Genomic DNA, 25588 nt, shown 5'->3' on the forward strand with positions numbered 1-25588 from the left:
TAGCCGGAGTACACCTTCCGTTCATTCAAAGTTTAATTTACCTGCTTACTCTCGGTTCTAGTCGGCACAAAGCCGATGCCAATCCCTCTGCGGCGCCCCCCGGCGTCGACGAAAGGACCGAGAGTGACCACTAAGCTTCCCAAGTTCGCCGCATCTGGAGCGTTCGCGCTTTCCGCAGCACTTCTGCTTGCCGCATGCGGAGGTACTTCTGACGACGCCGACGGCGCAGAAGCCTCGTCTTCTGCAGCCGCAGGTGGTTCCGGACTGTCCGGCACCATCGCAGCCGATGGCTCATCGACGGTCGCACCGCTGACCGAAGCAGCCGCTGACGCCTACCGCGATGTTGAGGCCGACGTGCAAGTCACGGTCGCCACGTCAGGTACCGGTGGCGGTTTCGCCGCATTCTGCGCCAACGAGACTGACATCTCCGATGCTTCGCGTCCCATTAAGGACGAAGAGGCAGACCTGTGCGCCGAAGCCGGCGTTGAGTTCACCGAGATCATCATCGCCAACGACGGTCTCTCCGTCGTGGTGAACCCCGAGAACGACTGGGCACAGTGCCTCACCACCGAGCAACTCGCCACCATCTGGGCTCCCGAGTCCGAAGGTGAAGTGATGTCGTGGGCAGACGTCGACCCATCGTTCCCTGACGAGCCACTGACCCTGTACGGAGCCGGTACCGACTCCGGTACTTTCGACTACTTCACCGACGTCATCAACGGCGAAGAAGGCGCGAGCCGCACCGACTACAGCCCCTCGGAAGACGACAACGTCACGATCCAGGGTGTGTCGGGTGAACTCGGCGCGATGGGGTACTTCGGTCTGAGCTACCTCGAAGAGAACCCCGACATCATCAAGGGTGTGGAGATTGACGGCGGTGAGGGCTGCGTCTACCCCTCGACCGAGACCGTCCAGGACGGCTCTTACTCGCCGCTGGGCCGCCCGCTGTTCATCTATGTGAACAACGCCAACTACGCCGAGAAGCCTGAGCTGCGCGACTTCATCGACTACTACGTCAGCAACTCCGGCGACATTGCAGAGTCCGCCCTGTTTGTGCCGCTGACCGATGACCAGGTCGAGACCGCAGAGTCCGAACTGGCATCCCTCGTCAACTAATACGTGACACCTGGGGGCGGGCCATCGTGGCCCGCCCCCAGGTTCGCTATGTAAGGCGGTCCTTCTCTTGACCTCAGTAACGGCGCGCACGACGCCGCCCACCCCCGACCTACGACGGCGCCCGCGCCCCGGCGACATCGCCGCGCGTATGGGATTCAGGTTTGCCGCAGGACTCACGATCGCAATCACGCTGGGCATCCTCATCGCGCTCATCGTTCCGTCCGTGGAGTTCTTCTCTGAAGTGCCCGTGAACGAGTTCCTGTTCGGTACCCGCTGGGCACCCCGCTTCGCTGACGCTTCATTCGGTGTAGTTCCGCTCATCACGGCCACTGCGTGGACGACGGCAATTGCACTCTTCTTCGCGATCCCGCTCGGGCTCGGTGCCGCGATCTTTATGTCGGAGTTCGCCCACCAGCGCACCCGCCGCATCCTCAAGCCCGTCCTCGAAGTCCTCGCAGGAATCCCTACGGTGGTCTACGGCTACTTCGCGGTCCAGTTCATCCAGGCCGTGGTGTTCCGAGACTGGCTGAAGCTCGAGACAGGCTCGTTCTCAGTGCTGTCCGCAGGCTTCGTCATGGGCATCATGATCATCCCGACGATCGCCTCGATCAGCGAGGACGCCATGTCTGCGGTGCCCAATAGCTTGCGGCAAGGCTCGGCAGCTCTTGGAGCAACGAGGCGGCAGACCGCGCTCAAGGTCGTCTTTCCCGCAGCTCTTTCAGGCATCATTGCCGCGATTGTCTTGGGCGTGTCTCGTGCGGTCGGTGAAACCATGATCGTGGCGCTTGCCGCAGGCCAGCAAGCACGCATCGTTGGTGGGCCCCTCGAAGCTGGCCAAACCATGACGGGCTTTATCGCGAACGCTGCGTTGGGTGACTCGCGAGTCGGGTCTCTCGAATACAACACGCTCTTTGCAGTAGGACTCCTGCTCTTTGTGATCACACTGCTGATCAACCTCGTGAGCATTTGGATTGTCCGCCGATTCCGGGAGGCCTACTAATGGCGCGCCGCACCATGCAAGAGACGGTTCACACCACGATCCGTCACAAGGCACGAAGCGGGGAGAGCAGCCCCAAGTCCATCGGGTTCCTCGTCATCCTTTGGCTTGCGATTCTGTTCGCCCTCGTGTTCCTGACGGTCCTGATCGTCACGACCTTCATCGATGGTTGGAACCGACTAGATTCCCGACTCTTCACGGAGTACCCGGCCTCGGATCCTGAAGATGCGGGAGCCCGTCCGGCGATCCTTGGATCGCTTTGGGTGATTGGCACCACGGCGTTGATGACCATCCCCCTGGGCGTCGCCGCAGCGATCCACATGGAGGAGTTCGCGAACCGGCATCACTGGTTCAGCCGAATTGTCGAAGTGAATGTGCAGAACCTCGCCGCAATTCCCGCCGTGATCTACGGCATGCTGACCCTCGGTGCCATGGGACTGATGGGGGTCTCGAACAAGAACCAGGTGTGGGTGGGGGCGCTCGCCCTATCGATGCTGATCTTGCCCGTGGTGATCATCGCGACGCGAGAGTCGCTGCGCGCTGTTCCCTCGGAAATCCGCCAGGGTTCTCTCGCAGTAGGCGCAACGCCATTGCAAACCGTGGTGCGTAACACCTTGCCAGCCGCCGTTCCGGGTATTGCGACCGGCTCCATCCTTGCCTTGTCGCGAGCGTTGGGTGAGGCAGCGCCACTGCTGCTCTTGGGTGGGCTCGTATTCCTTAGCTTCGACCCGAACGGTCTCACCAGCGGGTACACCACCATGCCTATCCAGATCTTTAACTGGACGTCACGCCCTCAAGCGGGCTTCCACGAACTCGCGGCTGCAGCGAGCGTGCTGCTCCTGGTGATGCTCCTCGCCATGAACGCCTTGGCAATCCTCATCCGTAACCGTTACCAGAAGCGTTGGTAACCCAGAAAGGTCCGCTGTGAATGACATCCGCAATACTTCCGTAGCCCCAGAACGTACCGGCTCGACGAACACCATCGTGCACGCATCGGCCCGGCCCTCTCTTGAGGTCCCCGTGCTCGACTGCGACTCGGTGAGTATCTTCTACGACGACTTCCGTGCAGTCCACGACGTCAACTTCGCATGCTTGCGCAACGAGATCACCGCGCTCATCGGCCCATCGGGCTGTGGCAAGTCAACGGTGCTTCGCTCGTTTAACCGCATGAATGACCTCATCGAAGGCGCTCGCGTTGAAGGTGCCATCACCTACCGCGGTGAGGACATCTATGGTCCCGAGGTCGATGCAATCGAGGTCCGCCGGCGCATCGGCATGGTTTTCCAGAAGCCCAACCCGTTCCCCAAGTCGATTTACGACAACATCGCCTACGGGCCTCGAGTGAACGGCATGAAGGTTGACTCGATGGACGATCTCGTCGAGGAGGCCCTGACCCGAGCCGCGTTGTGGGACGAGGTCAAAGACAAGCTGAAGCAGTCCGCGCTTGGACTCTCAGGTGGTCAGCAGCAGCGTTTGTGCATTGCACGGACCATTGCCGTTCAGCCAGAGGTGATCCTGATGGACGAGCCGTGCTCCGCACTCGACCCGATCGCGACCTTGCGTATTGAAGACCTGATGCAGGAGCTGCGCAACGACTACACGATCGTGATTGTCACGCACAACATGCAGCAAGCCGCTCGTGTTGCGGATAAGACCGCCTTCTTCACTGCCGAGGCAAACGACACGACAGGTGATCGCACGGGAGTGCTGGTCGAGTTCGGCGACACGGCAACGATCTTCGAGTCACCACACGACAAGCGCACTGAGGACTACATCAGCGGCCGGTTCGGGTAACCATGACTGCGCACACCCCGTGGCCCCGAACGGTGCTTGCTGTGGGGCTGGACCGTCAGCGCCACCTGCGGGGACGCCACGACGAGTATCTCCGAGCGGGCGTCGTGGTGCAGGTCGTCGATACCGGTGTGGATGCGCTGGTGCGCCTTGGACGTGATCGCGATATCGCTGCGGTCATGGTGGGCCCCGGAGTGCGTGACATGGAGCTCGAGGGCCTGGTCGATGTGGTGATGCGTTTGGGGCATACGCCGGTGATCGTCGCGGCCGAGCGGGAGGCCGCGAGCCTCCCCCCGGTCGTGGCGAAGGTCCACACAGAGCCGATGCTGCTCCCGGCAAGTCCTCAACGGCTGCGGGCCGCTCTGGAACGACTTCCCGAGAGGCATGTGCCCGAACTGAGGCCACTCCAGGTGGGAGAGCTGATCGTCGAACGCGAAGCCCATGGGGCGCGCTGGCATGGCCGCAGAGTTGTCCTCGGGCCTCTGTTGCTCGATCTCATGACGGCACTCGTCAATGCCTACCCCGCGGTGGTGAGCCCGGAGGATCTGGCTCGCGAATGCGGTGCGACGGGCGCCGGTGCGGTCTCCCGTGTGCGTGTGGGTGTTGGCCGTGCGCGAGATGCGTTCGCGCAGGCCGTCCCGTGGGCAGTGCCGCCCATCGAGACTGTGCGCGGCATTGGCTATACCTTGAGGGTGGACGCCGTGGTTCCGATGAGGTCCGTGATCAAGTCATCCTGATGGCACGGTCCGCGCGCTCCGCAGGGTACACAGTGGAGGCAGGGGAGCGCTTGTGGATGAGCGCGCTTGGTGGTGTTACCGCGGCGCAGCGACGCCGAGCCAGTCGTGCCAGGTGGAATGCAGCACCAGCCATGCCATGAGGCCGTAGCCAGCTTGGAGCGGAACTTCGCCGCCGCTGGTGTCCATGTCTGTCGCCCACTGCTCGTGGCGAGCCAGCGGGCCAAACATGTCGATGTAGGGCACGGCACGGCGGGCAGCGGACTCGTCGCACAGGGCCGCGTATTCGGCCACCGCTTGGCGATCGACTGCCGTGACTGGTGGCGGACCGGCAAGCATCACGTTGAAGTTCAACGCCGCCGCACGGTCCAGGGTGTTCGCGAGGTTGAGGCGAGTCATCGTTGAGGACACACCGCGTGAGAGGTCGTGACGGCCAAGAGCGAAGAGCACGTAGTTCTCCGCGCTCTCGACTCCGTCTGGGCCTACACGTCGGAGGGCTTCGGAGTCCCAGCGCGTCGCCAGTTCCCCTGTGGTCTCACCAGGTACCGCGAGCGTGTGAAACCGCACGTCTTTGATCAGTGGCAACGTCCGCGCGGCCACGCGACCGGCCCAGCCTAGGGCTTTGGGGTCGCCGTGACCGGCGGTGAGCTCGTCGCCTACAAAGAAGACATTTTTCATCGCGCGAATGCTCGCTTGACCAGGTCTTCCTGTTCAGCCTTGTGGCGCGAACTGAGGCCCGATGCTGGAGACGCAGACGCAGTGCGAGTCACCCCGCGTACGTCACGGCCAACGACCTGCGGAAGTGCGTGCGCAAGGTAGCTCCACGCGCCCTGGTTTCTTGGCTCTTCCTGAACCCACACGAGTTCAGCATCGGCGTAGGGTTCCAGCGCTGCTGCGATTGACTCCTGGTCAAGCGGGTAGAGCTGCTCGAGGCGCACAATCGCCGTCGTGGTGTCTCCGGACTTCTCACGTTCAGCCGCGAGGTCGTAGTACACCTTGCCCGCACACATGAGCACACGCGTCACATTGGCGGCATCGATCGTGTCCGGCTTCGCAGGCTCAAAGGTGCCTTGGGTGAAGTCCTCCACGGCTGACTGGGCCGCGCGCAGGCGCAGCATCGACTTAGGTGTGAACACCACCAACGGCTTGCGGGGGCGGTCATAGGCCTGACGGCGCAGCAGGTGGAAGTAACTTGCCGGGGTCGAGGGCATTGCTGCCACCATGTTCTGCTCGGCGCACAACTGGAGGAAGCGTTCCACCCGAGCGGACGAGTGGTCCGGTCCCTGTCCCTCATATCCGTGGGGCAAGAGCAGCACCACAGAGGAGGACTGACCCCACTTCTGCTCGGCCGATGAGATGAATTCATCGATGATGGTTTGCGCACCGTTGACGAAGTCACCAAACTGCGCTTCCCACAACACGAGAGCGTCGGGGCGTTCCACGGAGTACCCGTACTCGAAGCCCAGGCATGCGTACTCACTCAACGACGAATCGTAAATGTGCATGCGTGCCTGGTCTGCGCTCAGGTACAGCAGCGGCGTCCACTCGGCACCAGTGGCGCGGTCGTGGAACACGGCGTGACGCTGGACGAAGGTGCCGCGTCGAGCGTCCTGGCCGGCGAGGCGTACCGGGGTGCCCTCTTGGAGGAGCGAACCGAAGGCGAGGAGCTCTCCATAGCCCCAGTCAATGCCACCTTCGCGGCTCATGACTTCACGCCGCTCCAGCAACTTCGCAAGCTTGGAGTGCACCTTGAAGCCCTCAGGTGGACGCATGTGCGCACGACCGATGCGCTCCACCTGCGAGGCGGTGACGGCGGTCTGCCATCCGACCATGACGCCGGCGTCCGAGGATTGACTCGAGGGCAGCTCAAGGCCAGAGATGGACTCCGACTGCGTGCCCTGGAAACCTTCACGCGTCTCAAGGAACACTCGCTCAAGCTGCGCCAGGTAGTCCTGAGAGACAGCCTCGGCTTCCTCGTTCGTGATGTCGCCGCGTCGAATGAGCGCCTCGGTGTAGAGGTGGCGTACGGAACGCTTGGCCTCGATGAGGTCGTACATGCGCGGCTGCGTCATCGAGGGGTCGTCGCCTTCGTTGTGACCACGGCGGCGGTAGCACACCATGTCGATGATGACGTCGCGACCGAACTCTTCGCGGTACTCGAATGCGAGGCGTGCGGTGCGGGCACAGGCCTCAGGGTCATCGCCATTCACGTGGAAGATGGGGATCTGGTAGCCCTTGGCGATGTCTGTGCAGTAGCGCGTGGAACGCGAGTCGCCAGGCCCCGTGGTGAAGCCCACCTGGTTGTTGATGATGACGTGGACTGTTCCGCCGGTCTTGTAGCCACGCAGCCCGGAGAGGTTGAGCGTCTCCATGACCACGCCCTGTCCTGCGAATGCTGCGTCGCCGTGGACGAGAACTGGCAAGACTGGGTAGCCGTCCGTGACCGGGTCAGCGCCGAGTGCATCGAGCTTTGCTCGAACGATGCCCTCGAGGACTGGGTTGACGGCTTCGAGGTGTGAGGGGTTTGCCGCGAGGTAGACATCCGTGGTGGCGCCTGACTCGGACGTAAAGACACCCTCGGTACCGAGGTGGTACTTCACGTCACCGGAGCCTTGGACCGATCCCGGGACGGCGGTGCCATCGAACTCGGAGAAGATCTGCGAATACGACTTGCCGGCGAGGTTTGCCAGCACGTTGAGGCGTCCGCGGTGAGCCATGCCGATGCATACCTCTTGGATGCCGGATTCGGCCGCCGAAGACATGACGGCGTCGAGGAGCGGGATGAGTGACTCGCCACCTTCGAGGGAGAAGCGCTTTTGCCCGACGTACTTGGTCTGCAGGAAGGCTTCGAAGGCCTCTGCTGCGTTCAGCCGGCGCAGGATGCGCAGGTGCTCTTCGCGGGTGGGCTTGGTGTAGTCGACTTCGAGGCGCTCTTGGAGCCATGCGCGCTGCTTGCGGTCTGCGATGTGCATGTACTCGACACCCACCGTGCGGCAATATGCGTCACGCAGGCGTCCCAGCACTTCGCGCATCTTCCAGGTGCCACGGCCACCGAACTCGGCTGTGGCATAGATGCGGTCAAGGTCCCACAGCGTGAGGCCGTGGGTCTGCACGTCGAGGTCGGGGTGCTTGCGTAGCCGTGTGGACAAGGGGTCCACGTCGGCCATGAGGTGTCCGCGCGAGCGGTACGAGTGAATGAGTTCCGCGATGCGGGCGGGCTTCGCAGCTTCAGCGACGTCGTTGGTGGCGGCGTCTTGGATCCAGCGCACGGGCTCGTAGGGGATGCGCAGAGCGACGAAGACACGGTCGTAGAACCCGTCTTGGCCCAGCAACTTGCGGTGGACCAGCGCGAGGAACTCGCCGGACTGAGCGCCCTGAATGACACGGTGGTCGTAGGTGGACGTCAGTGTCATGACCTTGGACACACCAAGGCGGGCCACGGTCTCAGACGAGGCACCTTGGTATTCGGCTGGGTAGTCCATGGCTCCCACACCGATGATCGATCCCTGACCCGCCATGAGGCGTGGAACGGAGTGGACGGTGCCAATCGTGCCGGGGTTCGTCAGCGTGATGGTGGTCTGCTGGAAGTCGGCGGCCTGGAGAGCGCCGGAGCGAGCACGCTTGACGACGTCTTCGTATGCCGACCAGAACTTCGCGAAGTCCATGTCGTCGGCGTTCTTGATGTTCGGCACGAGGAGCTGGCGGGTGCCGTCGTCCTTTGCCAAGTCGATGGCGAGCCCGAAGTTGACGTGCTCAGGAGTGCGGACAGCAGGCTTGCCGTCGTCCTCCGCGTAGGCAACGTTGAGAGCGGGTAGCTGTGCGAGCGCCTCCACAATGGCGTAGCCAATGAGGTGCGTGAAGCTGACCTTGCCGCCGCGGGTGCGGGCGAGGTGGTTGTTGATGACCGTGCGGTTATCCATCAGCAACTTGGCGGGAATGGTGCGCACCGACGTTGCTGTCGGCACCTCAAGGCTCGACTCCATGTTGGCGACGACGCGTGCGGCTGGGCCGCGCAGACGCGTCACACCGTGTTCGACGTTCTTGGCATTGAGTGCCTGGTGGTCGTGCTGCTGAAGATAGGTGGCGATCGGAGCCTGAGTGGTGGCGATCGGCTGGGTGGGGGCCTGCTCGGGAGCCTGATCTTCAGTCTGGGGTGACTCGGCGGCGGGCGCCGATGCCGGCGAAACGTCGGCCGGCGCGCTGGCGGCTGACGCGGGAGCGGCTTCGGTCACGGAAGCGGCCGACGCCGGTGCTGAGTGTGCCTCGGACGCTGAGACGTCGGTCGACGCAGGCGTGATGCGCGGTGCCGCAGGCCTGTGACTGGTCTCGTGTGAGCCCGGACTGGGGGCGGCATCCTCTACCTGAGGCTGCGGTTCCGACGTGGCGTCGGTCGCGGAGGTCGAGGTGGGCTGGGACTGTGGGGTGCCCGAGGCATCGTTCTTACGGCCGCTGAGGACGAGCGAGGCGACCGTGGGCGCCCCCTCTTCCCGGGTGACGGTAGTACGGTCTGCGTCGGTCGCGCTGGTGTCAGTAGACACGTCAGGGCCGCTCACTTTCTTGGCGCCAGTGCGTCAGATACGTCAGTGTTCTCAGGGACAAGCCTAGACGCAAAAATGCTCTGGTGTGAACGCCGCGCGTCAGTTACACGGAGATGTCACGGTGGCGCATACGGAACCAGCCAATTGCGGCTGCGACCAGGCCATATGTAAGGAGAACGCCAAATCCAGCCCAAGGGTTGAGGAGGTCTCCGGAGTCCATGGTGGAGTACAAACTGGCACCTACCATGGCATCTCCTGCTGCACCAGGCAGGAAGGCCGCGACGCCCTGTAAAGGTTCGATGAAGCCTAGGGCGAGGCGGAGGATAGGTTCAGCCAGTTGTGTCCATCCAATGAGCAAAACCACGACCAAGACTTGGCTGGGCATTGCGGTGCCCAGACCCACCCCCACCACGCCCCACACGGTGAGCGCGAGCACCCCCATGCCGATGGAACCCCAGATAGCAGAATTGTCGAGCCCAGTCGGGAAATCCGCGAGTGCCAATGCAGCTGCGCCGGTACCCACGCCCGTGACCATGGCCGCGATTCCCAGGACCACGGCGAACGGCACGATGCTCACCAACTTGGCCCCAATAAACCGTCCGCGGCGCGGATCCATCAACAGCGTGGTGTCAATCGTGCGGTGGCGGTACTCCTGTGTGACGGAGAGGGCTCCAAGGACAGCAGGGAACACATAGCCGAGTGAGACGGGCAAGCTATAGACCATCAAGGCCACGTCATCGGGGTTCATCCCCGCGGTGAGCGACGCTGCTTCATCACCGCCGAGTTGCTCTGCGAAAGCGATGCTGAAAGCAATGGTGCCCACAAGGAAGGCCACACTCAAGATCAGCGACAGCAGGAGAACCCACCACATGCGGGTGGTGCTGATCTTGCGAATTTCGGAGCGAATGGCTGCGTTCATGCGGATGCCCCTTCCGTGGTCAGGCGCATAAACACCGTTTCGAGACTGTCGGTCTGCTGTTCCAGTCCGTGAAGTTCCAAGCCGTCAGCGAATGCGGCTGCCCCAACTTCTTGAGCGCTCGCGCCGTCGATGCGTGCTGTCGTAGGTGACGTCAGCGTTGCCGAGTCGAGGTATCTCGACGCGATGAACGACTCCAGGGCCTCCTGCCGTGGGCTTCGCACCTCGACTCGTGAACTTGTCAGATTCCGTAAGTCCTCCATCGAGGACGAGTGACGCAGTTCCCCCTTGGCGACAATGACCACGTCGTCCACGGTGAGTTCAACTTCGCTGAGGAGGTGTGAGCTCAGGAGCACAGTGCCGCCTTCGGCAGCGAAGTTGCGGAGGAAGCCTCGGAGCCAGTGCACACCAGCCGGGTCGAGACCGTTGGCGGACTCGTCGAGAATGAGGACTTGAGGGTCACCGAGCAGGGCAGTCGCCAGTCCAAGTCGCTGCCGCATTCCCATGGAGTAGCCGCCCACACGGCGACCGGCTGCTTCTGTGAGTCCCACCATCGCCAGCACTTCGTCGCACCGCTGAGCCGTGACGCCGGCCAGGGGTGCGTAAGTGAGGAGATGTCCACGGGCACTGCGACCAGGGTGAAAAGCGGCTTCGAACTGGGCGCCGACACGCTGTGGCGCGTGGGCGATGCCGTCATAGGGTTTGCCACCGATGAGGGCTTCTCCGGCCGTGGGGGAGATGAGTCCCACGAGAGCTCGCAGGGTGGTGGACTTGCCTGCCCCATTTGGCCCAAGGAAACCGGTGACACGACCGGCGCGCGCCGTGAAGGTCAGGTCGTTGACCGCGGCCACTGAGCCAAAGGTCTTGGTCAATCCGCGTACTTCAATGTCGGGTGCATCCACGCGAATGTCCCCCTTCTGGATAGAGATCTGCGCTGACCGTATCAGGTGCTTGGGGCGCGATTCTGGGAGCGCGGAGTCGTATCGTTTCGGGCACGTACTGCTAGGCAATTTGCCGAGCGGAATGTGAAGTTTTCCACAGTGAGGAATACCTGAGAGCCCATAAAGCCCGTATCTCCAAGGGTTACGAAAAGGGCCGTCTCCGCAGGGGTAGCCAAGCCGTAACCGTTTCGTTAGACTCGCTGAAAACCTCGGCCGGGTGGGGGCCGGAGGACGATGGCAATCGAAGTGTGGAGGCTCGTGTGAGCAAGCGTGAAGGCGCGTCAAAACCGACGCATCACTCTCGCAAAGTGCTCCGTGAAGCCCACGCGGAGATCTCCCAGGACCGCACTACTCACCGTCGCCGCAAGTTCCTTGCACGTACGGGAGTGCTTGCAGGTTTCGCGCTGACGATGGTGGTGTACCCCGCGGTGGGAACAATCGCACCGTATGCCGACGCATCGGAAAGCGGCGGTGCCGCCACGGTGGCCGACGGCGGTCACACTGTGAGTTCGCGGGCCATCATCGGCGCCCAACAGTTGGACGACGGAAACCTGCCATTGCCCAGCGTGAACGGCGCTAGTGCCGTGCTCGCGGTATCCGCAGAGTTCTCCGCGAGTTCGCACCTGCCTGATTGTGATCCGTCCGTTGGCGCGGAGGGTTACAACGGACGCATGAGCGAAGACTCGATGTGCGCCCTCGACAACGGCGTGCTGCTGCGCAATGACGCTGCCGTGGCGCTCGCAGAACTCAGCGCTGCGTTTGAGTTGGAGTTTGGCCGGGCGCTGTGTGTGGGGAACGGCTACCGGACCCTCTCAGAGCAGTACGCAACGAAGGCGTCGCGCGGCTACCTTGCGGCGCAGCCTGGTTACTCGGTTCACGGGTGGGGCTTGGCCATTGACCTCTGCGGCGATGACGACACTGGCTACACCAAGGCATGGCTCGAATCGCATGGCTCAACCTGGGGTTGGGTCAACCCCTCGTGGGCCAAGTCGAGCAAGTGGGAGCCCTGGCACTGGGAGTATGAGCCAGGCACCGACGAGCTCGGTGTATACGACGCTGGCTACTGGAGCAGTAGCAACACGTACTACAGCAACCGCGGCTAGTTCCGCGCCGTGCTCGGCTAGGGCGCCACTCTGATCAGGCATCGCCGTGTCGCAATGCACTCTCCACGCCCGTGTAGCAGGCTGAGCGGTACGGAGGTGCAATGCCGCATGTGCCTCGTCACTCCGCCGCAGTGAGCGGCGTGTGGAAGCGACCGAGAGGAACGTGGAATGCGCATAGGAGTACCCACAGAGGTCAAGAACCATGAGACACGGGTAGGTCTTGAACCCGCCGCCGTCGCACGCTTGGTCGACGGCGGCCATGAGGTCGTCGTGCAAAGTGGAGCCGGCGACGGCGCGCTGTTTCACGACAGAGAGTACGCCGATGCCGGGGCCATTATCGGAACGCGCGAGGACGCGTGGGGAGCGGCTATGGTCGTGAAAGTCAAAGAGCCACTGCCCGAGGAGTTCCCGCTTCTCAGCGACAACATCCTCTTTACCTTCTTGCACCTCGCTGCGAACAAGCCACTTGCCAAGGCCCTCATCGCGGCAGGGACCACCGCCTTCTCGTATGACACAGTCCAAACGGGCGATGGTGCACTGCCACTCCTCGCTCCGATGAGCGCCATAGCTGGTGCGCTCGCGGTCGTGGAAGGCGCCCACTTCCTCTTGGGATCCGTGGGTGGTCCGGGCGTGTTGCTGGGTGGTGCTCCCGGTGTGCCTGGGGCCCGAGTGGTGGTAATCGGTGTGGGATCTGCCGGCTCAGCGGCCATCGACCAAGCGGTGGGTGCTGGGGCAGAGGTCGTCGTCCTTGACCGTGCTGTCGATCGGCTCCGTGAAGCCGAAAATCGTTGGGGCGACGCTATCCGGACCGTCGTTTCGACCCCCGCGTCCGTGGCCGAGGAGGTGCGTGCAGCGGATCTCGTCATCGGCGCGGTCCTCGTTCCGGGAAGGCCTGCACCCGTCGTGATACCCCACGGTCTCGTGCAGTCAATGAAGCCCGGCGCCGTCATCGTCGATATCGCGATTGATCAAGGTGGATGCTGCGAAGACTCCAAGGCGACTTCTCACGATGACCCTGTGTTCAGCATCGGCCCGGCGACGTTGTACTGCGTCACGAACATGCCCGGTGCTGTGGGAACCACAGCGACAGCGGCACTCAACGCGCACACCGTGGCGTACGTGCAGGAACTCGCGGAAGGCTGGGAGCGGGCCATCTCAGCAGACGATGCCCTTGCTCGAGGACTTAACGTCGCCGGAGGAGTCCTGAGATGCGCCGCCGTGCAGGAGTCCTTTCCCGATCTTCCTGCTGGTCCTCCAGGTCCGGCGTTGCTGTCGGGCTAGCCGCCGCGTCGGACTGGCCCGAGGGTGCCACAGAGGTGTCGATGCGCGGTCGAGGTGGGCGCGGGTTGATCACCGGGTAGTCACGAAACTCAGCCTCCGCAGCTTCGCGGCCCGCCTGAACGAGGTCCGGTAGCCCCTTGATGACCCACTGGCTGTGCTTACCCACACGCGGAGTAATGACCGTGACATCCGAGCGGATCTCCCATTCGTGAACCTCAAAACCATTGCCGAATCCGCGGAGATCCCACTCGGCAGCCAAACGGACAGCAATGACGTGATCGGCGCCCAAGCCAAAGCAGGCTTCGATAGGGAGGTTCTGCACGAGCCCGCCGTCAAGGAGTGATCGGCCCTCGATGTGGACAGGGCGGAAGACGCCCGGAACCGCGATAGACGCAGCGACTGCCTCGGTGAGAGAACCATGATCAATGACGACGGCCTCACGGGCCTCGATGTCGGTGGCGACGGCGCCGAACCGAATCGGGAGGTCTTCAATGTTGGGGTCCGTACCTGCCACGTTGATCACGCCTCGTGCGAGTCCATCGTGCGTCATCAGTCCAAAGCCGGGCTTTGGCGTCCAGGTGCCGAAGCTCTGCCAGCCCCACTCGTAGATGCGATCCTCCAATGCATATGGATTCAGCCCCAAGGCTGTGGCGCCACCTGCAATAGAACCGGCAGAGGTGCCCGTGATGACTTCAGGGATGATGCCGCGCTCATGTAGCACCTGCATGACTCCCACATGCGCTGCACCCAATGCGCCGCCGCCGCCGAGCGCGAGTCCCAGGTGTGGCACATATCGGAGGTCATCATCGTTAGCCATGGTCACCATCGTAGAGAGGTCAGGAGATCTACGCCCGTATGCTTGACGGTCATGAATGAAGAATCTGTTGCGGCGACACCAAATCCGCGATCAGCGGGTCCACTGATCGGCGCATTGGCGGTGGCTGTGGTGGTGGTCGTCGCCGCTGTGGTCTGGTTCTTTGTCGGAGCTGGCACCTCAACGCAGGAACAGGACGCCATCGAGGCGTGCGAGATCGCAGCTCAGGAGGCGGGCCTAGGGGAGATTGTTCGCGGTGACATCGCGGGCCCCGAGGCGGGCGTGTACGACATCGCGTGGGAGTTTGCCGATGGCACGTTCGGGGGCTGCGAGGCTACGGTCGCGGACAATCAGGTCACCAGCGTCGAGTTGGTGGGCGACGCCGCAGAGGACCTCGAAGAGTAAAGTCTCGCACCGGCCGTGACCATGCTGGTTTGAGCAAACGGGCACGCCCAGGTACGTTCGCATGTGGGCGAACACGTGAGGAGTGGCCATGGACCAGCGCGCCTTGGGAAAAAGGACCGTCGGAGCGATCGGGCTCGGCGGGATGCCCATGTCGGTAGAGGGGCGCCCGGACGAGGCTCGTTCAATCGCCACGATTCACGCCGCACTCGATGCCGGCGTCACCCTGATTGATACCGCCGACGCGTACCACCTGCATCCCGGTGAAGCAGGGCACAATGAGGCGTTGATTGCTCGTGCGCTCGTCGCCTATGGTGCGCGCCGCGACGATGTGCTGGTCGCTACCAAGTCTGGTCACGTCCGTCCAGGGGACGGAACGTGGGCGGTCAACGGAGACCCCGCGTACCTGAAGTACGCGGCACGGGCCTCTGCGCAGCGCCTAGGTGGCGACAGCATCGGCCTGCACCAATTCCACCGTCCCGACCCGCGCGTGCCCTATGCCGATTCTGTGGGGGCATTCGCAGAACTCTTAGACGATGGTGTGATCGCGATGGCGGGAATCTCGAACGCCAACGTCGACCAGATTCGTGAGGCTCACCACGTCTTGGGCGGACGACTCACCTCCGTGCAAAACCAGTTCTCCCCGGCGTTCGTTTCCAGTTATGACGAACTGCAACTCTGTGCCGAACTGGGTGTCGCGTTCATTCCTTGGAGTCCCTTGGGCGGCATCGGCAAGGCCGGGGACGTAGGTACGCGTTTCCATGCGTTCCAGCACGTCGCCGATGCTCGAGGGATCTCCGCGCAGCAAGTCGTGTTGGCATGGGAGCTTGCGTTGGGAGACCACGTGATCCCCATTCCGGGAGCATCGCGACCGAGTTCCATCTTGGACTCCGCTGCAGCGGCAGAGATTGAACTCACCGCGGAGGAGCTCGAGCAGCTCGCTCCGACACTTGACGCCTAGAGCGCGACGCGCGCGTTACTCCGTTGCATTCTTTGCCACGATGACTTGCAAGATGTACTCACCCGGTTCGCCGATGACGGAGGACGTCACGGTGTAGTTGTTGCCCTCGAAGAGCATCGTGTTGAATGCCCCGCCCTCGGCGTCTTCCACGACCATCGAGACTTCGGGGTTTTCGGCGTAACCGGCGGCCGTGAGATTGGCGTTGAGTTCCTCCCACGACGCGATGTCGGCGACGCTCATCGAGACCATCATGCCGTCACCGGTCGTCGTCGACACGTCGATGGTGCCGTCGGGAAGGGTGATGTCATCAGGCCAGCCATCCGGGAGGTTGGCCCCAGCGCCATCGAGGTTGAGGTCGACGTCTGCTTCACCACCTCCGATGGCCTCTTCGGCGGCTTGTTCGACGGCGTTGTTCGCGATGTCCTCGATGGGATTCGAGCACGCAGTGAGTGTCGCCGCGAAGGCGACGGCGGCGAATGGCGCGACAAGAGTGGTGATCTTCATGGAAAGCTCCTCAGCAATAATTCCCGTGAGACGCCGCGGCCCCTCATGAGAAGCGCCGGGTGCCATCGAACCGTCCCAACCTTCATGCTCGCACGTTGTGACGTAGGTCACAACTGGGGGCTCGCTAGACGTGGTTGCTGCAGGTTCTGGGGAAACGACAAAGCCGGAGGGATCCGCGCCTTTCAGCGCGCCCTCCGGCTCTTGTGTCGCGAGCATGCAACGCGCCCCCGACAGGAGTCGAACCTGCGACCTTCGATACCGGAAACCGGCGCTCTATCCGCTGAGCTACGGGGGCATGCGGGCGAGCCCGCGAGAACCTAGATTACCAGGACACGACGGGCACCCTTTCCCGTGAGGTGAGAGCGCAGCGGGGCCGCGTGTGTGGCATGGATCGTGATCTCGTTGTACGCCCCTTCGTGTTACTGTACCGTCTGGACGGTTGAGTAACTTGAGAGGAGCCCGTCATGTCAGCAACGCGCCGGTGGGCGGCCTTAGCGGTACTCGTCGGAGCCGTGCTACTCCTCGCGATTGACAGCACCGTGCTGTATCTCGCAGTGCCGTCACTCACCGCAGACCTCCAAGCGAGCGCCACACAGGTGTTGTGGATCGGCGACATCTACTCGCTCGCCATTGCAGGCCTACTCGTCACCATGGGAAACGTTGCCGACCGAGTGGGGCGCAAGCGCCTCCTCCTGATGGGTGCCACTGGATTTGGTGCCGCATCGGTCCTGGCGGCCTTCGCCACCAGCCCAGAAATGCTGATTGTGGCCCGGCTTCTCCTCGGCATCGCAGGAGCGACCCTGATGCCCTCGACGCTGTCGCTGATCCGTCAGGTGTTCCCCGACCCCACCGAGCGCACCCGCGCCATCGCCATCTGGTCGGCGGCTGCCGCCAGTGGCCTAGCCATCGGCCCTCTCGTGGGCGGCGTGCTCCTCGAGCACTTCTGGTGGGGGTCAGTGTTCCTCATCAACGTGCCAGTAGTGGCCATCCTTGTGATTGCTGGCGCACGGCTCCTCCCCGAGTCGCGCAATCCGCACAGCGGCCGCCTCGACCTGATCTCCAGCGCGCTGTCCATGGCGGCGATCATTCCGTTCGTCTACGCCATCAAGAAAACGTTCGCCGGCGACATCAATGCTCTGCTCCTGACCGCCGTAGCGCTGTCCGCAGCGGCAGCCGTGGCATTTGTGCGGCGCCAACGCACCGCACCTGCTCCGATGGTCGACGTTCGCCTCTTCAAAGTGCCGGAGTTCGCCGGCGCTGTTGCCGTGACCTTCATCACCGTGTTCGCGCTCAGCGGCGTTCTGTTTTTCTTCTCGCAGTACTTGCAACTCGCGCGCGGCATGAGTCCACTCGAAGCCGGCATCGCGCAACTCCCCATCGCGGTCGCAAGCATGGCAGTCGCGCTCGTGGTCGCCGCAGCGCTGCGAGCCTGGGGACGAGGGCCAGCAATCGCAGGCGCACTCGCCCTCGCGGCCACCGGGCTGGTGCTGCTCGCCCTCGTCGAGGACGCCCAGTCGTACTGGTGGGTGGCGTTGGCGCTCATCCCCGTGGGGCTGGGGATCGGAATGGCAGAGACGCTGAGTGTTGACGCAGTGGTCTCTGCAGTCGAACCCGACAAGGCCGGTGCCGCATCATCTATCTCCGAGACCGCCTATGAACTGGGCGTCGCACTCGGAATCGCTGTGCTCGGATCCGTCTCGACCCTCGCCTACCGCCTCTACCTTGATGTGCCGGACGGAACCCCCGCCCACGTTCAGGCGGGCGTCGAAGACTCCCTGGCAAGCGCATCGGCCCTCCTGGAACCCAACTCTGCACTGCTCGAGCACGCCCAGCACGCCTTCACTCAAGGGATGCAAGTCACCACCCTCGTCTCGGCTACGGTGTTGCTGGTAGGTGCCGCGGTGGCGTGGCGCAAGATTCCAGCACGGCGCACCGCAGTGCTTGTCGAACACGGAGGGTAGTGCGATGGGAAGAGTTGAAGGGCGTTCCGCGGAGGACACGCGTCAGCTCATTCTCGATGCCGCCAGCCGTGTGGTGTTGCGCGACGGACTCGCCGCCAGCCTGGAGTCCGTGGCCGCCGAGGCCGGCGTGTCAAAAGGCGGACTGCTCTACCACTTCTCCTCCAAAGCCGCCCTCACCGAAGCGCTCGCGCGGGAACTCTACGAGTCGTTTAGGCGCTCCGTGCATGCCGCCATTGCGCCAGACGACGACGCTCCTGGCCGGCTATTGCGCGCCTACGTGCGCGTGTCCATTGCGGACGCCCACGACGCCGCAGGCCTTCATGACAGCGTGGCGCTCGCGGCCCACGTCATGGGTGAACCCGCGCGCCAGGCAATCGCTCACGAGGACGGACAACGGTGGCGTGAAGACCTCGACGCCGACGGGCTGCCGTCCCATGTGGTGCGCCTCGTGGTCGCGGCAGCAGACGGCGTGAGCGTGGCGCCGCTGTGGGGAACTGCGCTCACCACAGAGGACCTCGACCAACTCGAACGCCAACTCTTGGATCTCACGACCGGCTACCGCAACAACGGCACTGACACTCAAGGGAAAAGCAGTTGACACGCCACGCGGACGTCGCAGTTATCGCCACGGGCGGCACCATCGACAAGGTCTATGAACTCACCGGCGACTTGGAAGTCGGTGAGCCCGCAGCCGTTCGGATTCTCTCGACGGTCGTGCCCGGTGTGGCGATCCGTGTCACCGGTGCTCTCGCGCTCGACAGTCGGGACATCACCGATGCTGACCGGGACGTGCTGGTGCGTGCCATCGATGAGGCTCAGACCGACGCCGTGGTGGTCACACACGGCACGGACACCATGGCGGACACCGCCAGCTACCTCCACTCCCGTGTTCCCGCGGGTAGCACGGTGGTGCTCACTGGCGCTTTGCGTCCGGAAACCGTTCACGGGTCCGATGCGCAGGTGAATCTGGGCTTCGCGCTCGCAGCCGCGCAACTCGCATCCCCGGGCGTTTACGTCGCGATGGGGGCTCGGCTTTTCGCCGCGGGGACGGTGCGCAAGGAAACTGCGACGGGCGCGTTCGTAGCAACGGGCGAGGAGCGCTCCTAGGGGCCTTAGTTCCGGGGGTGTTGGTTGCAGCGCGTTTCTAGGTGCGTGGGGTGAGGCGCTGCAACTGGGTGACGTGGTCGGGGGTGAGTTCTGTGGTGTGGGCGACGCCGAGGAGTTTCATGGTGCGGATGATTTCTTGGCGCAGGATGTGGATGGTGCGGTCGACTCCTTCGCGTCCGCCTGCCATGAGGCCATACAGATAGGCGCGGCCAATGAGGGTGAAGTCGGCACCCATGGCTAGGGCTGCGACGATGTCGGCGCCGGACATGATGCCGGTGTCGACAATGATCTGCGCCTCCGGCCCAAGGTCCTTGCGCACTTTGGGGAGCAGGTGGAAGGGGATGGGAGCGCGGTCGAGTTGGCGGCCTCCGTGGTTAGACAGCACGATCCCGTCAACACCCAGGTCCATCACGGCGCGTGCGTCGGTGATGGTTTGGATGCCTTTGACGAACACCTGACCGGGCCATTGGTCGCGGATCCACTCGAGGTCTTCGAACGTGATGGTCGGATCGAACAGGGCGTCCAGGAGTTCCCCGATGGTGCCGTCCCATTCGGACAGGGATGCAAACGTGAGGGGTTCGGTGGTGAGGAAGTTGATCCACCATTCAGGCCTGGGTATTGCGTTCAGCACAGTCTTCGGTGTCAGCTGTGGAGGAATCGTGAACCCGTTATAGCTATCTCGGAGCCTGGCTCCGGCGACGGGAACGTCCACTGTCACCAAGAGAGTGTCGAAGCCTGACTGCGCGGCGCGTGAGACGAGGTCCATGGACTTGTCGCGGTCTTTTTGCATATACAGCTGGAACCAGTTACGTCCATCGGGGTTGACCTCCGCTACGCCTTCGGGAGAGGTGGTGCCCACTGTCGACAGGGAGAACGGAATGCCAGCCGATCGGGCGGCGGAAGCACCAGCACGTTCACCTTCAGAGTGCATCATGCGAGTAAACCCGGTGGGGGCAATACCGAACGGCAATGCTGCAGTGCCGCCAGCGATCTCGACTGAGGTATCCACATGGGAGACGTCTTTCAAGATTGCCGGATGGAACTCGATATCGAGAAACGCTTGACGGGCACGTGCCAGCGACAGTTCTGCTTCTGCGGCCCCGTCGGTGTAATCAAACGCACCCTTGGGGGTTCGTCGCTTGGCTATGGCGCGCAGATCAGCGATGGTGTGAGCCCTCGACAGACGCCTCGTACGCCCATTGAACTCGATCTTTTTGAAACTCATCAACGGCGCCAACTCACTCGGCCGCGGCACACGACGCTCCATCTTCATGAGTTACTCCTGGGCTCGTAAGTGTGTAGTTCAGTCGTGCGCGCCACGAGGTCACGCATGGATTCAAGAGTGGCACCAGTGGCGCCCTCCGCGCGGGCCTGCACCACGACGTTACCCAACGCGGTGGCCTCAACGGGGCCAGCGACGACTCGTAGTCCTGCATAGTCAGCGGTGCGTTGGCACAGGAGAGCGTTGAGGGAGCCGCCGCCTGTGATGTGGATGGTGTCGACGGCCTGACCGGAGAGGTCGGAGGCCATCCTCACCGCATCGGCAAACGCCTTGGCTAGCGATTCAATGATGCTGCGCGTGGTCTCGGCGCGAGTGTGAGGCACACGGAGGCCCCGCTCGCTCAACCATTGGGCGATGCGTGCAGGCATGTCGCCAGGGGCAAGAAAGGCCTCGTCAGTCGCGTCGAAGACCGGCATGTCAGGTCCCACGGCGACGGCTTCAGCGAGCAGACGTTCAAGCTCGATGGTGGTGCCATCACGTTCCCAGGTCCGGATGGATTCGCTGAGAAGCCACAACCCCATGACGTTGTGAAGGAAACGCGTCCGCCCGTCGACTCCACCCTCGTTCGTGAAGTTCGCGGCTCGGGCGGCATCGGAGAGCACGGGCGTTTCCGTCTCAACACCCACCAGGCCCCACGTCCCACAGGAGATGTAAGCGCCACCCTGTTCGCGCATCGGCGTGGCGACAACGGCCGATGCCGTGTCGTGGCTCCCCACCGCGGTCACCTGCGCGTTCCCAGACAGTCCGGTCGCCTCCAGTACCGCGGGGAGGAGCGGGCCGATGCGGTCGCCGGGTTCCACGAGCGCCGGCAAGAGTGCCGGGTTCAAGCCCAGGGTATGAAGGAGGTCCGTGTCCCACTGTCCGGTGGTGACATTGAGTAGTCCGGTGGTCGACGCGTTGGTGCGCTCGGACACGGTGGCTCCGGTGAGGTAGAACGCCACGAGGTCGGGAACGAGCAATACCTTGTCTGCGACCGCCAGCATCGCCGGGTCCTCAGCAGCCAACTGGTAGACGCTGTTGAACGGAAGGAACTGAAGTCCATTGCGCGCGTAGAGGTCGGTGAAGGGAACCTTGGCGTGCACGGTGTCGACGCCTCGCCCGGACCGTTCATCCCGGTAGTGGAATGGTTCGCCCAATACACGCGAACCGCGTAGTAGTGCGTAGTCCACTGCCCACGAGTCGATTCCGATGGAACTGATGTCGCCTGCCCACGATGCCGCATCCCGGAGTCCTGCCTGGGCTGCGCGAAACAGCGCTTGGACGTCCCAGTGGAGTCCATCGGGGAGGGCGACAGGGCCGTTGGGAAAGCGCGCCATCTGACGCACGCGCAACTCGTCTGGCCCGACCCGCCCCGCCATCACCCGGCCGCTCGTGGCGCCCAGGTCGATGGCGGCGACGGTGACGGACTCGTTCATCGGATGAATGCCGCGGCAACGCCCGAGTCGACAGGAATGTGTAGTCCTGTGGTGCGGGTGAGGTCGGGGCCGGTGAGGACGTACACGGCATCTGCGACGTTTTCGGGAACGACTTCGCGCTTCAAGATGGTGCGCTGCGCGTAGAACTTGCCCAGGTCTTCTTCCTCAACACCATAGGTCGCGGCGCGGTTGGCCCCCCAACCGGAGGCGAAGATTCCCGAGCCGCGGACCACGCCATCAGGGTTGATGCCGTTGACGCGGATGCCGTGTTCGCCCAGTTCCACCGCAAGCAGACGCACCTGGTGGGCTTGGTCTGCCTTGGTGGCGGAGTAAGCGATGTTGTTGGGGCCCGCGAAGACGCCGTTCTTGGAGGCGATGTAGATGATGTCCCCGCCAAGCTTTTGGTCGATGAGGATCTTGGCTGCGGTCTTCGAAACGAGGAATGATCCCTTGGCCATGACATCGTGCTGGAGATCCCAGTCGGCCTCGGTCGTGTCGAGCAGGGACTTGGACAGCGACAGGCCGGCGTTGTTGACGACGAGGTCGACGCCGCCAAACGCCAGGACGGCCTGGTTGAACGCGGCTTCGATCGCGTCTGCATCGGCAACGTTGGCGGCTACACCGATGGCGACATCGCTATTGCCCAGTTCCGCAGCAGCGGCTTGAGCCTTCTCAAGGTCGAGGTCCGCAATGACAACGCAGGCACCTTCAGCGGCGAGGCGAGTGGCGATGGCCTTGCCGATGCCGGAAGCCGCGCCCGTGACAAGAGCCACGCGCCCCTGGTGGGACTTGGGCTTGGGCATGCGCTGGAGCTTGGCTTCTTCCAATGCCCAGTATTCGATGCGGAACTTCTCGGCATCGGAGATGGGCGTGTAGGTGCTCAGCGCTTCTGCGCCGCGCATCACGTTGATGGCGTTGATGTAGAACTCGCCGGCCACGCGCGCGGTCTGCTTGTTGGCTCCAAAGGAGTACATGCCCACGCCGGGCACCAGCACGATGAGGGGGTCAGCTCCGCGAATGGCGGGGGAGTCCTCGGTGGCGTGCGCCTCGTAGTACGCGGTGTAGTCGGCGCGATACGCCTCGTGGAGCTCACCCAGGCGTGCCAGCGATTCCTCGATTGAGGCATCGGCGGGGAGGTCGAGGATCATCGGCTTGACCTTGGTGCGCAAGAAGTGGTCGGGGCAACTGGTGCCCAACTCGGCCAATTCCGGAGCGCGCTCGCTGGCGAGGAAGTCGAGCACCACATCCGCGTCGGTGAAGTGGCCAATCATCGGCTTGTCGGTGGACGCCAGCCCGCGAATCGTGGGTGCTAGCGCCGCTGCCTTCGCGCGGCGCTCACTGTCGGACAGCGCCTTAAAGCCGTCGCGCACCCCGCCGAAGGGGGCATCGGCGCCGTGTTCTGCGATGTAGTTGGCGGCCGTATCAATAATCCAGGTGCTGTTGGCCTCGGCCTCGTCGGAGGTGTCGCCCCAGGCGGTGATGCCGTGGCCGCCAAGGATGCAGCCGACTGACTGGGGGTTTGCTTCCTTGATGGCTGCGATGTCGAGCCCGAGCTGGAAGCCGGGACGACGCCACGGGACCCACACCACCTTGTCGCCAAAGATCTTTGCGGTCAGTTCTTCACCATCGGCTGCCGTCGCGATAGCGATGCCAGAGTCCGGGTGCAGGTGGTCGACGTGGGCTGCATCCACTAAGCCGTGCATCGCGGTGTCGATGGATGGGGCCGCGCCGCCCTTGCCATGGAGGCAGTAGTCGAACGCGGCGACCATCTCATCTTCGCGATCGGTGCCGGGGTACACGTTGACGAGTGACCGCATCCGATCGAGCCGCAATACAGCCAAGCCCTTCTCCTGAAGAGTTCCGAGGTCGCCACCCGATCCCTTCACCCACAGCAACTCGACAGGATCGCCAGTGACGGGGTCTGTCTCGGTGCCCTTGGCGGACGTGTTTCCACCGGCATAGTTGGTGTTCTTGGGGTCTGATCCAAGGCGGTTGGAGCGGGCAATCAGCTCGGTAGCGGCTGGATTCGTTGTCACGATGGGTCCTCTTTCAGTGTGGATAGGGCGAAAGTCAGTGTTCGATGCCCGCGGCGTCGAGTTGCTGGGCAAGGTTGAAGACCTCGGGGAGGCTCGGGGCATTTTGGTCCGGACGCGCGCCACCGAGATCGACAAAGAACGGTGCCATGGCTTCTTCCCACGAGGCTGTGCGGGGGTCTGCGGCTAGTGCTGCGGCCGATGCGACGTCGTCATCGGTCTCGTACACGCCTACGAGGAGGCCGTCCGGACGCAAGAACAGCGAGTAGTCACGGCGTCCGGCATCGCGGATGGCCGCCAACATCTCCGGCCAGACGGCCCGGTGCGCCTCGACGTATTCGTCCAGACGCTCCGGGTCCACCTGAAGGGTGAAGCAGACGCGTGGCATGCTTACGCGCCCCAGCCTGCTTGCGCACCGCCAACGCGGTCGGCCGCGATCTGTGTGAGGTAGCCAGATTCCGCGAAAGCGGACATGGGGTCTGCGGGAAGTCCGCGGGACTCGCGCCAGGTTGCCAGGTCGCCGCGGACATCGGTGTAGAAGGCGTCCATCAAAATGCCGTGGGCGCCCAACACGTCTCCTGCGGCCTGTGCGGCGTCGAGGGCATCACGGTCGACGAGGAGGGCACGAGCAGTCATTTCCTGGACGTTGAGCACGGAGCGAATCTGGCCAGGGATCTTGTCCTCGATGTTGTGGCACTGGTCGAGCATGAAGGCGGTATCGCCATCGGTGCCGTAGCCACCACCACGAATGACCTCGACGATGATGCGGAACAGTTGGAACGGATCGGCTGCTCCGACGATGAGGTCGTCGTCCGCATAGTTGCGGGAGTTGAAGTCGAATGAACCCAGTTTGCCCAGGCGGAGCAACTGCATGACGATGAATTCGATGTTGGTGCTCGGGGCGTGGTGGCCGGTGTCGAGGCAGACGGTCGCGCGATCGCCGAGGGCTGCGACCTGGGCGTAGCTGGTTCCCCAGTCGGGGACGTCCATGTGATAGAACGCAGGCTCAAAGATCTTGTATTCGAGCACCAGGCGCTGCTGTTCGCCGAGCCGGGCGTAGATCTCTTGGAGTGATTCGTGCACGCGGTCCTGGCGGCCGCGCATGTCGTCCTGACCGGCGTAGTTGGTGCCGTCGGCCAGCCAAATCTTGAGGTCACGAGAGCCGGTCGCATCCATGATGTCGATGCACTCGAGGTGGTGATCGATGGCCTTGCGGCGGATGCGGTCGTCGCGGTGGGCCAGGGAGCCGAACTTGTAGTCCTCTTCCTGGAAGGTGTTGGAGTTGATGGTGCCCAGGGCGACGCCGTGGTCTTCGGCGTGCTGGCGCAACTCGGAGTAGTCGTCGACCTTGTCCCACGGGATGTGCAGGGCCACCGAGGGTGCTAGTCCCGTGAACTTGTGCACCTGGGCGGCGTCCGCGATCTTCTCGAATGGGTCGCGTGGCGTGCCGGGGGTGCCGAAGACGCGGAATCGCGTTCCGGAGTTGCCGAAGGCCCACGAGGGGAGCTCGATGGCTTGTTCGGCGAGCCGAGGTGCGATGGCGTCAAACGTGGTCATGACGTCGTTGTCCTTCCAGATTGAAACGATTCAAAACTGACTTTACGGGGTGATGAGCGTGATGTCAAAGTTGGGGAGAGGGGCTGCCCGTTGGGGCCCGGCTAGGAGGTATGCCGGGCCCCAACAAGCGCCTGG

23 protein-coding genes and 1 tRNA gene are annotated in these 25588 nt (G+C 63.4%); 12 read left to right on the plus strand and 12 right to left on the minus strand.

The genetic code is table 11. The features are described from left to right. Positions 1-123 precede the first annotated feature (123 nt). The 5 genes from AOP79_RS06415 (at position 124) to AOP79_RS06435 (ending at position 4641) form a co-directional block, all read left to right on the plus strand. A complete protein-coding gene (locus tag AOP79_RS06415) occupies positions 124-1116 on the plus strand; it encodes a PstS family phosphate ABC transporter substrate-binding protein (RefSeq protein ID WP_062071699.1) in 993 nt (330 codons plus the stop codon). Positions 1117-1183: 67 nt separating this feature from the next. Then, a complete protein-coding gene (pstC, locus tag AOP79_RS06420; protein WP_062071701.1) occupies positions 1184-2116 on the plus strand; it encodes a phosphate ABC transporter permease subunit PstC in 933 nt (310 codons plus the stop codon). Beyond that, complete coding sequence (gene pstA, locus AOP79_RS06425; protein ID WP_152648041.1) at positions 2116-3021, plus strand: phosphate ABC transporter permease PstA; 906 nt, start codon at positions 2116-2118, stop codon at positions 3019-3021. The genes pstC and pstA overlap by 1 nt, the downstream gene beginning before the upstream one ends. Before the next feature lie 112 nt (positions 3022-3133). Continuing rightward, on the plus strand, positions 3134-3907 hold the full coding sequence (gene pstB / locus AOP79_RS06430) for a phosphate ABC transporter ATP-binding protein PstB (RefSeq protein ID WP_201774444.1): 774 nt from the start codon (positions 3134-3136) through the stop codon (positions 3905-3907). A gap of 2 nt (positions 3908-3909) precedes the next feature. Then, positions 3910-4641, plus strand: coding sequence for a winged helix-turn-helix domain-containing protein (locus AOP79_RS06435; RefSeq protein ID WP_062071703.1), 732 nt, complete (start codon positions 3910-3912; stop codon positions 4639-4641). A gap of 75 nt (positions 4642-4716) precedes the next feature. Here the strand turns inward: AOP79_RS06435 and AOP79_RS06440 are convergent, their stop codons facing one another. From AOP79_RS06440 to AOP79_RS06455, 4 genes are all read right to left on the minus strand, one after another. Continuing rightward, positions 4717-5316 (minus strand): GDSL-type esterase/lipase family protein, encoded by a 600-nt coding sequence (locus AOP79_RS06440; RefSeq protein WP_062071705.1) that lies wholly within the window; start codon positions 5314-5316, stop codon positions 4717-4719. Beyond that, positions 5313-9191: a multifunctional oxoglutarate decarboxylase/oxoglutarate dehydrogenase thiamine pyrophosphate-binding subunit/dihydrolipoyllysine-residue succinyltransferase subunit gene (locus AOP79_RS06445; protein WP_236683280.1), complete on the minus strand. Its 3879-nt coding sequence runs from the start codon at positions 9189-9191 to the stop codon at positions 5313-5315. Before AOP79_RS06445 ends, AOP79_RS06440 begins: the two co-directional genes overlap by 4 nt. A gap of 88 nt (positions 9192-9279) precedes the next feature. Next, positions 9280-10095, minus strand: a complete 816-nt coding sequence (locus tag AOP79_RS06450; protein WP_062071707.1) for an ABC transporter permease — start codon at positions 10093-10095, stop codon at positions 9280-9282. Next, on the minus strand, positions 10092-10994 hold the full coding sequence (locus AOP79_RS06455; protein ID WP_062071709.1) for an ATP-binding cassette domain-containing protein: 903 nt from the start codon (positions 10992-10994) through the stop codon (positions 10092-10094). The genes AOP79_RS06450 and AOP79_RS06455 overlap by 4 nt, the downstream gene beginning before the upstream one ends. Positions 10995-11293: 299 nt before the next feature. Between AOP79_RS06455 and AOP79_RS06460 the strand changes: the two genes are divergently transcribed. Beyond that, on the plus strand, positions 11294-12136 hold the full coding sequence (locus AOP79_RS06460; protein WP_062071711.1) for a M15 family metallopeptidase: 843 nt from the start codon (positions 11294-11296) through the stop codon (positions 12134-12136). A 168-nt stretch (positions 12137-12304) separates the two neighbouring features. Continuing rightward, a complete protein-coding gene (gene ald, locus AOP79_RS06465) occupies positions 12305-13417 on the plus strand; it encodes an alanine dehydrogenase (RefSeq protein ID WP_062071713.1) in 1113 nt (370 codons plus the stop codon). On the opposite strand, the gene AOP79_RS06470 is transcribed toward ald, so the two are convergent. Then, on the minus strand, positions 13320-14234 hold the full coding sequence (locus tag AOP79_RS06470) for a patatin-like phospholipase family protein (protein WP_062071715.1): 915 nt from the start codon (positions 14232-14234) through the stop codon (positions 13320-13322). The two genes, ald and AOP79_RS06470, sit on opposite strands and share 98 nt — an antisense overlap. Positions 14235-14285: 51 nt before the next feature. Here AOP79_RS06470 and AOP79_RS06475 point away from each other — a divergent pair, with 51 nt between their 5' ends. After that, positions 14286-14636, plus strand: coding sequence for a hypothetical protein (locus tag AOP79_RS06475; protein ID WP_062071717.1), 351 nt, complete (start codon positions 14286-14288; stop codon positions 14634-14636). Between the two features lie 88 nt (positions 14637-14724). Further along, complete coding sequence (locus AOP79_RS06480) at positions 14725-15594, plus strand: aldo/keto reductase (protein WP_062071719.1); 870 nt, start codon at positions 14725-14727, stop codon at positions 15592-15594. Between the two features lie 15 nt (positions 15595-15609). Here AOP79_RS06480 and AOP79_RS06485 read toward each other — a convergent pair whose 3' ends face one another. Next, on the minus strand, positions 15610-16098 hold the full coding sequence (locus AOP79_RS06485) for a hypothetical protein (RefSeq protein WP_062071721.1): 489 nt from the start codon (positions 16096-16098) through the stop codon (positions 15610-15612). Between the two features lie 222 nt (positions 16099-16320). Continuing rightward, a tRNA-Arg gene (locus tag AOP79_RS06490) sits at positions 16321-16393 on the minus strand. Positions 16394-16562: 169 nt separating this feature from the next. Here AOP79_RS06490 and AOP79_RS06495 point away from each other — a divergent pair. Genes AOP79_RS06495 through AOP79_RS06505 form a run of 3 tightly spaced genes read left to right on the plus strand, consistent with a single transcriptional unit; the run spans position 16563 to position 19166 of the window. Further along, positions 16563-18059 carry an MFS transporter gene (locus tag AOP79_RS06495; protein WP_062071723.1) on the plus strand — a complete coding sequence of 499 codons (1497 nt, stop codon included), beginning with the start codon at positions 16563-16565 and terminating at the stop codon, positions 18057-18059. A gap of 4 nt (positions 18060-18063) precedes the next feature. Beyond that, complete coding sequence (locus AOP79_RS06500) at positions 18064-18657, plus strand: TetR/AcrR family transcriptional regulator (protein ID WP_062071726.1); 594 nt, start codon at positions 18064-18066, stop codon at positions 18655-18657. Beyond that, a complete protein-coding gene (locus tag AOP79_RS06505; protein WP_062071729.1) occupies positions 18654-19166 on the plus strand; it encodes an asparaginase domain-containing protein in 513 nt (170 codons plus the stop codon). The genes AOP79_RS06500 and AOP79_RS06505 overlap by 4 nt, the downstream gene beginning before the upstream one ends. A gap of 37 nt (positions 19167-19203) precedes the next feature. Here the strand turns inward: AOP79_RS06505 and AOP79_RS06510 are convergent, their stop codons facing one another. The 5 genes from AOP79_RS06510 to rhaI are packed head-to-tail and all read right to left on the minus strand — an operon-like array spanning position 19204 to position 25453. Further along, entirely contained in the window at positions 19204-20433 is a 1230-nt protein-coding gene (locus AOP79_RS06510) for an alpha-hydroxy acid oxidase (RefSeq protein WP_062071989.1), read from the minus strand. Positions 20434-20435: 2 nt separating this feature from the next. After that, on the minus strand, positions 20436-21863 hold the full coding sequence (locus AOP79_RS06515) for a rhamnulokinase (RefSeq protein WP_062071731.1): 1428 nt from the start codon (positions 21861-21863) through the stop codon (positions 20436-20438). After that, positions 21860-23899: a bifunctional rhamnulose-1-phosphate aldolase/short-chain dehydrogenase gene (locus AOP79_RS06520; RefSeq protein WP_062071733.1), complete on the minus strand. Its 2040-nt coding sequence runs from the start codon at positions 23897-23899 to the stop codon at positions 21860-21862. Before AOP79_RS06520 ends, AOP79_RS06515 begins: the two co-directional genes overlap by 4 nt. A gap of 34 nt (positions 23900-23933) precedes the next feature. Beyond that, positions 23934-24284, minus strand: coding sequence for an L-rhamnose mutarotase (locus tag AOP79_RS06525; RefSeq protein ID WP_062071736.1), 351 nt, complete (start codon positions 24282-24284; stop codon positions 23934-23936). A gap of 2 nt (positions 24285-24286) precedes the next feature. After that, complete coding sequence (gene rhaI, locus AOP79_RS06530; RefSeq protein WP_062071737.1) at positions 24287-25453, minus strand: L-rhamnose isomerase; 1167 nt, start codon at positions 25451-25453, stop codon at positions 24287-24289. Positions 25454-25588 lie beyond the last annotated feature (135 nt).

It is taken from the genome of Demequina sediminicola, from assembly GCF_000975055.1.
GTDB classification, from domain to species: Bacteria; Actinomycetota; Actinomycetes; order Actinomycetales; family Demequinaceae; genus Demequina; species Demequina sediminicola.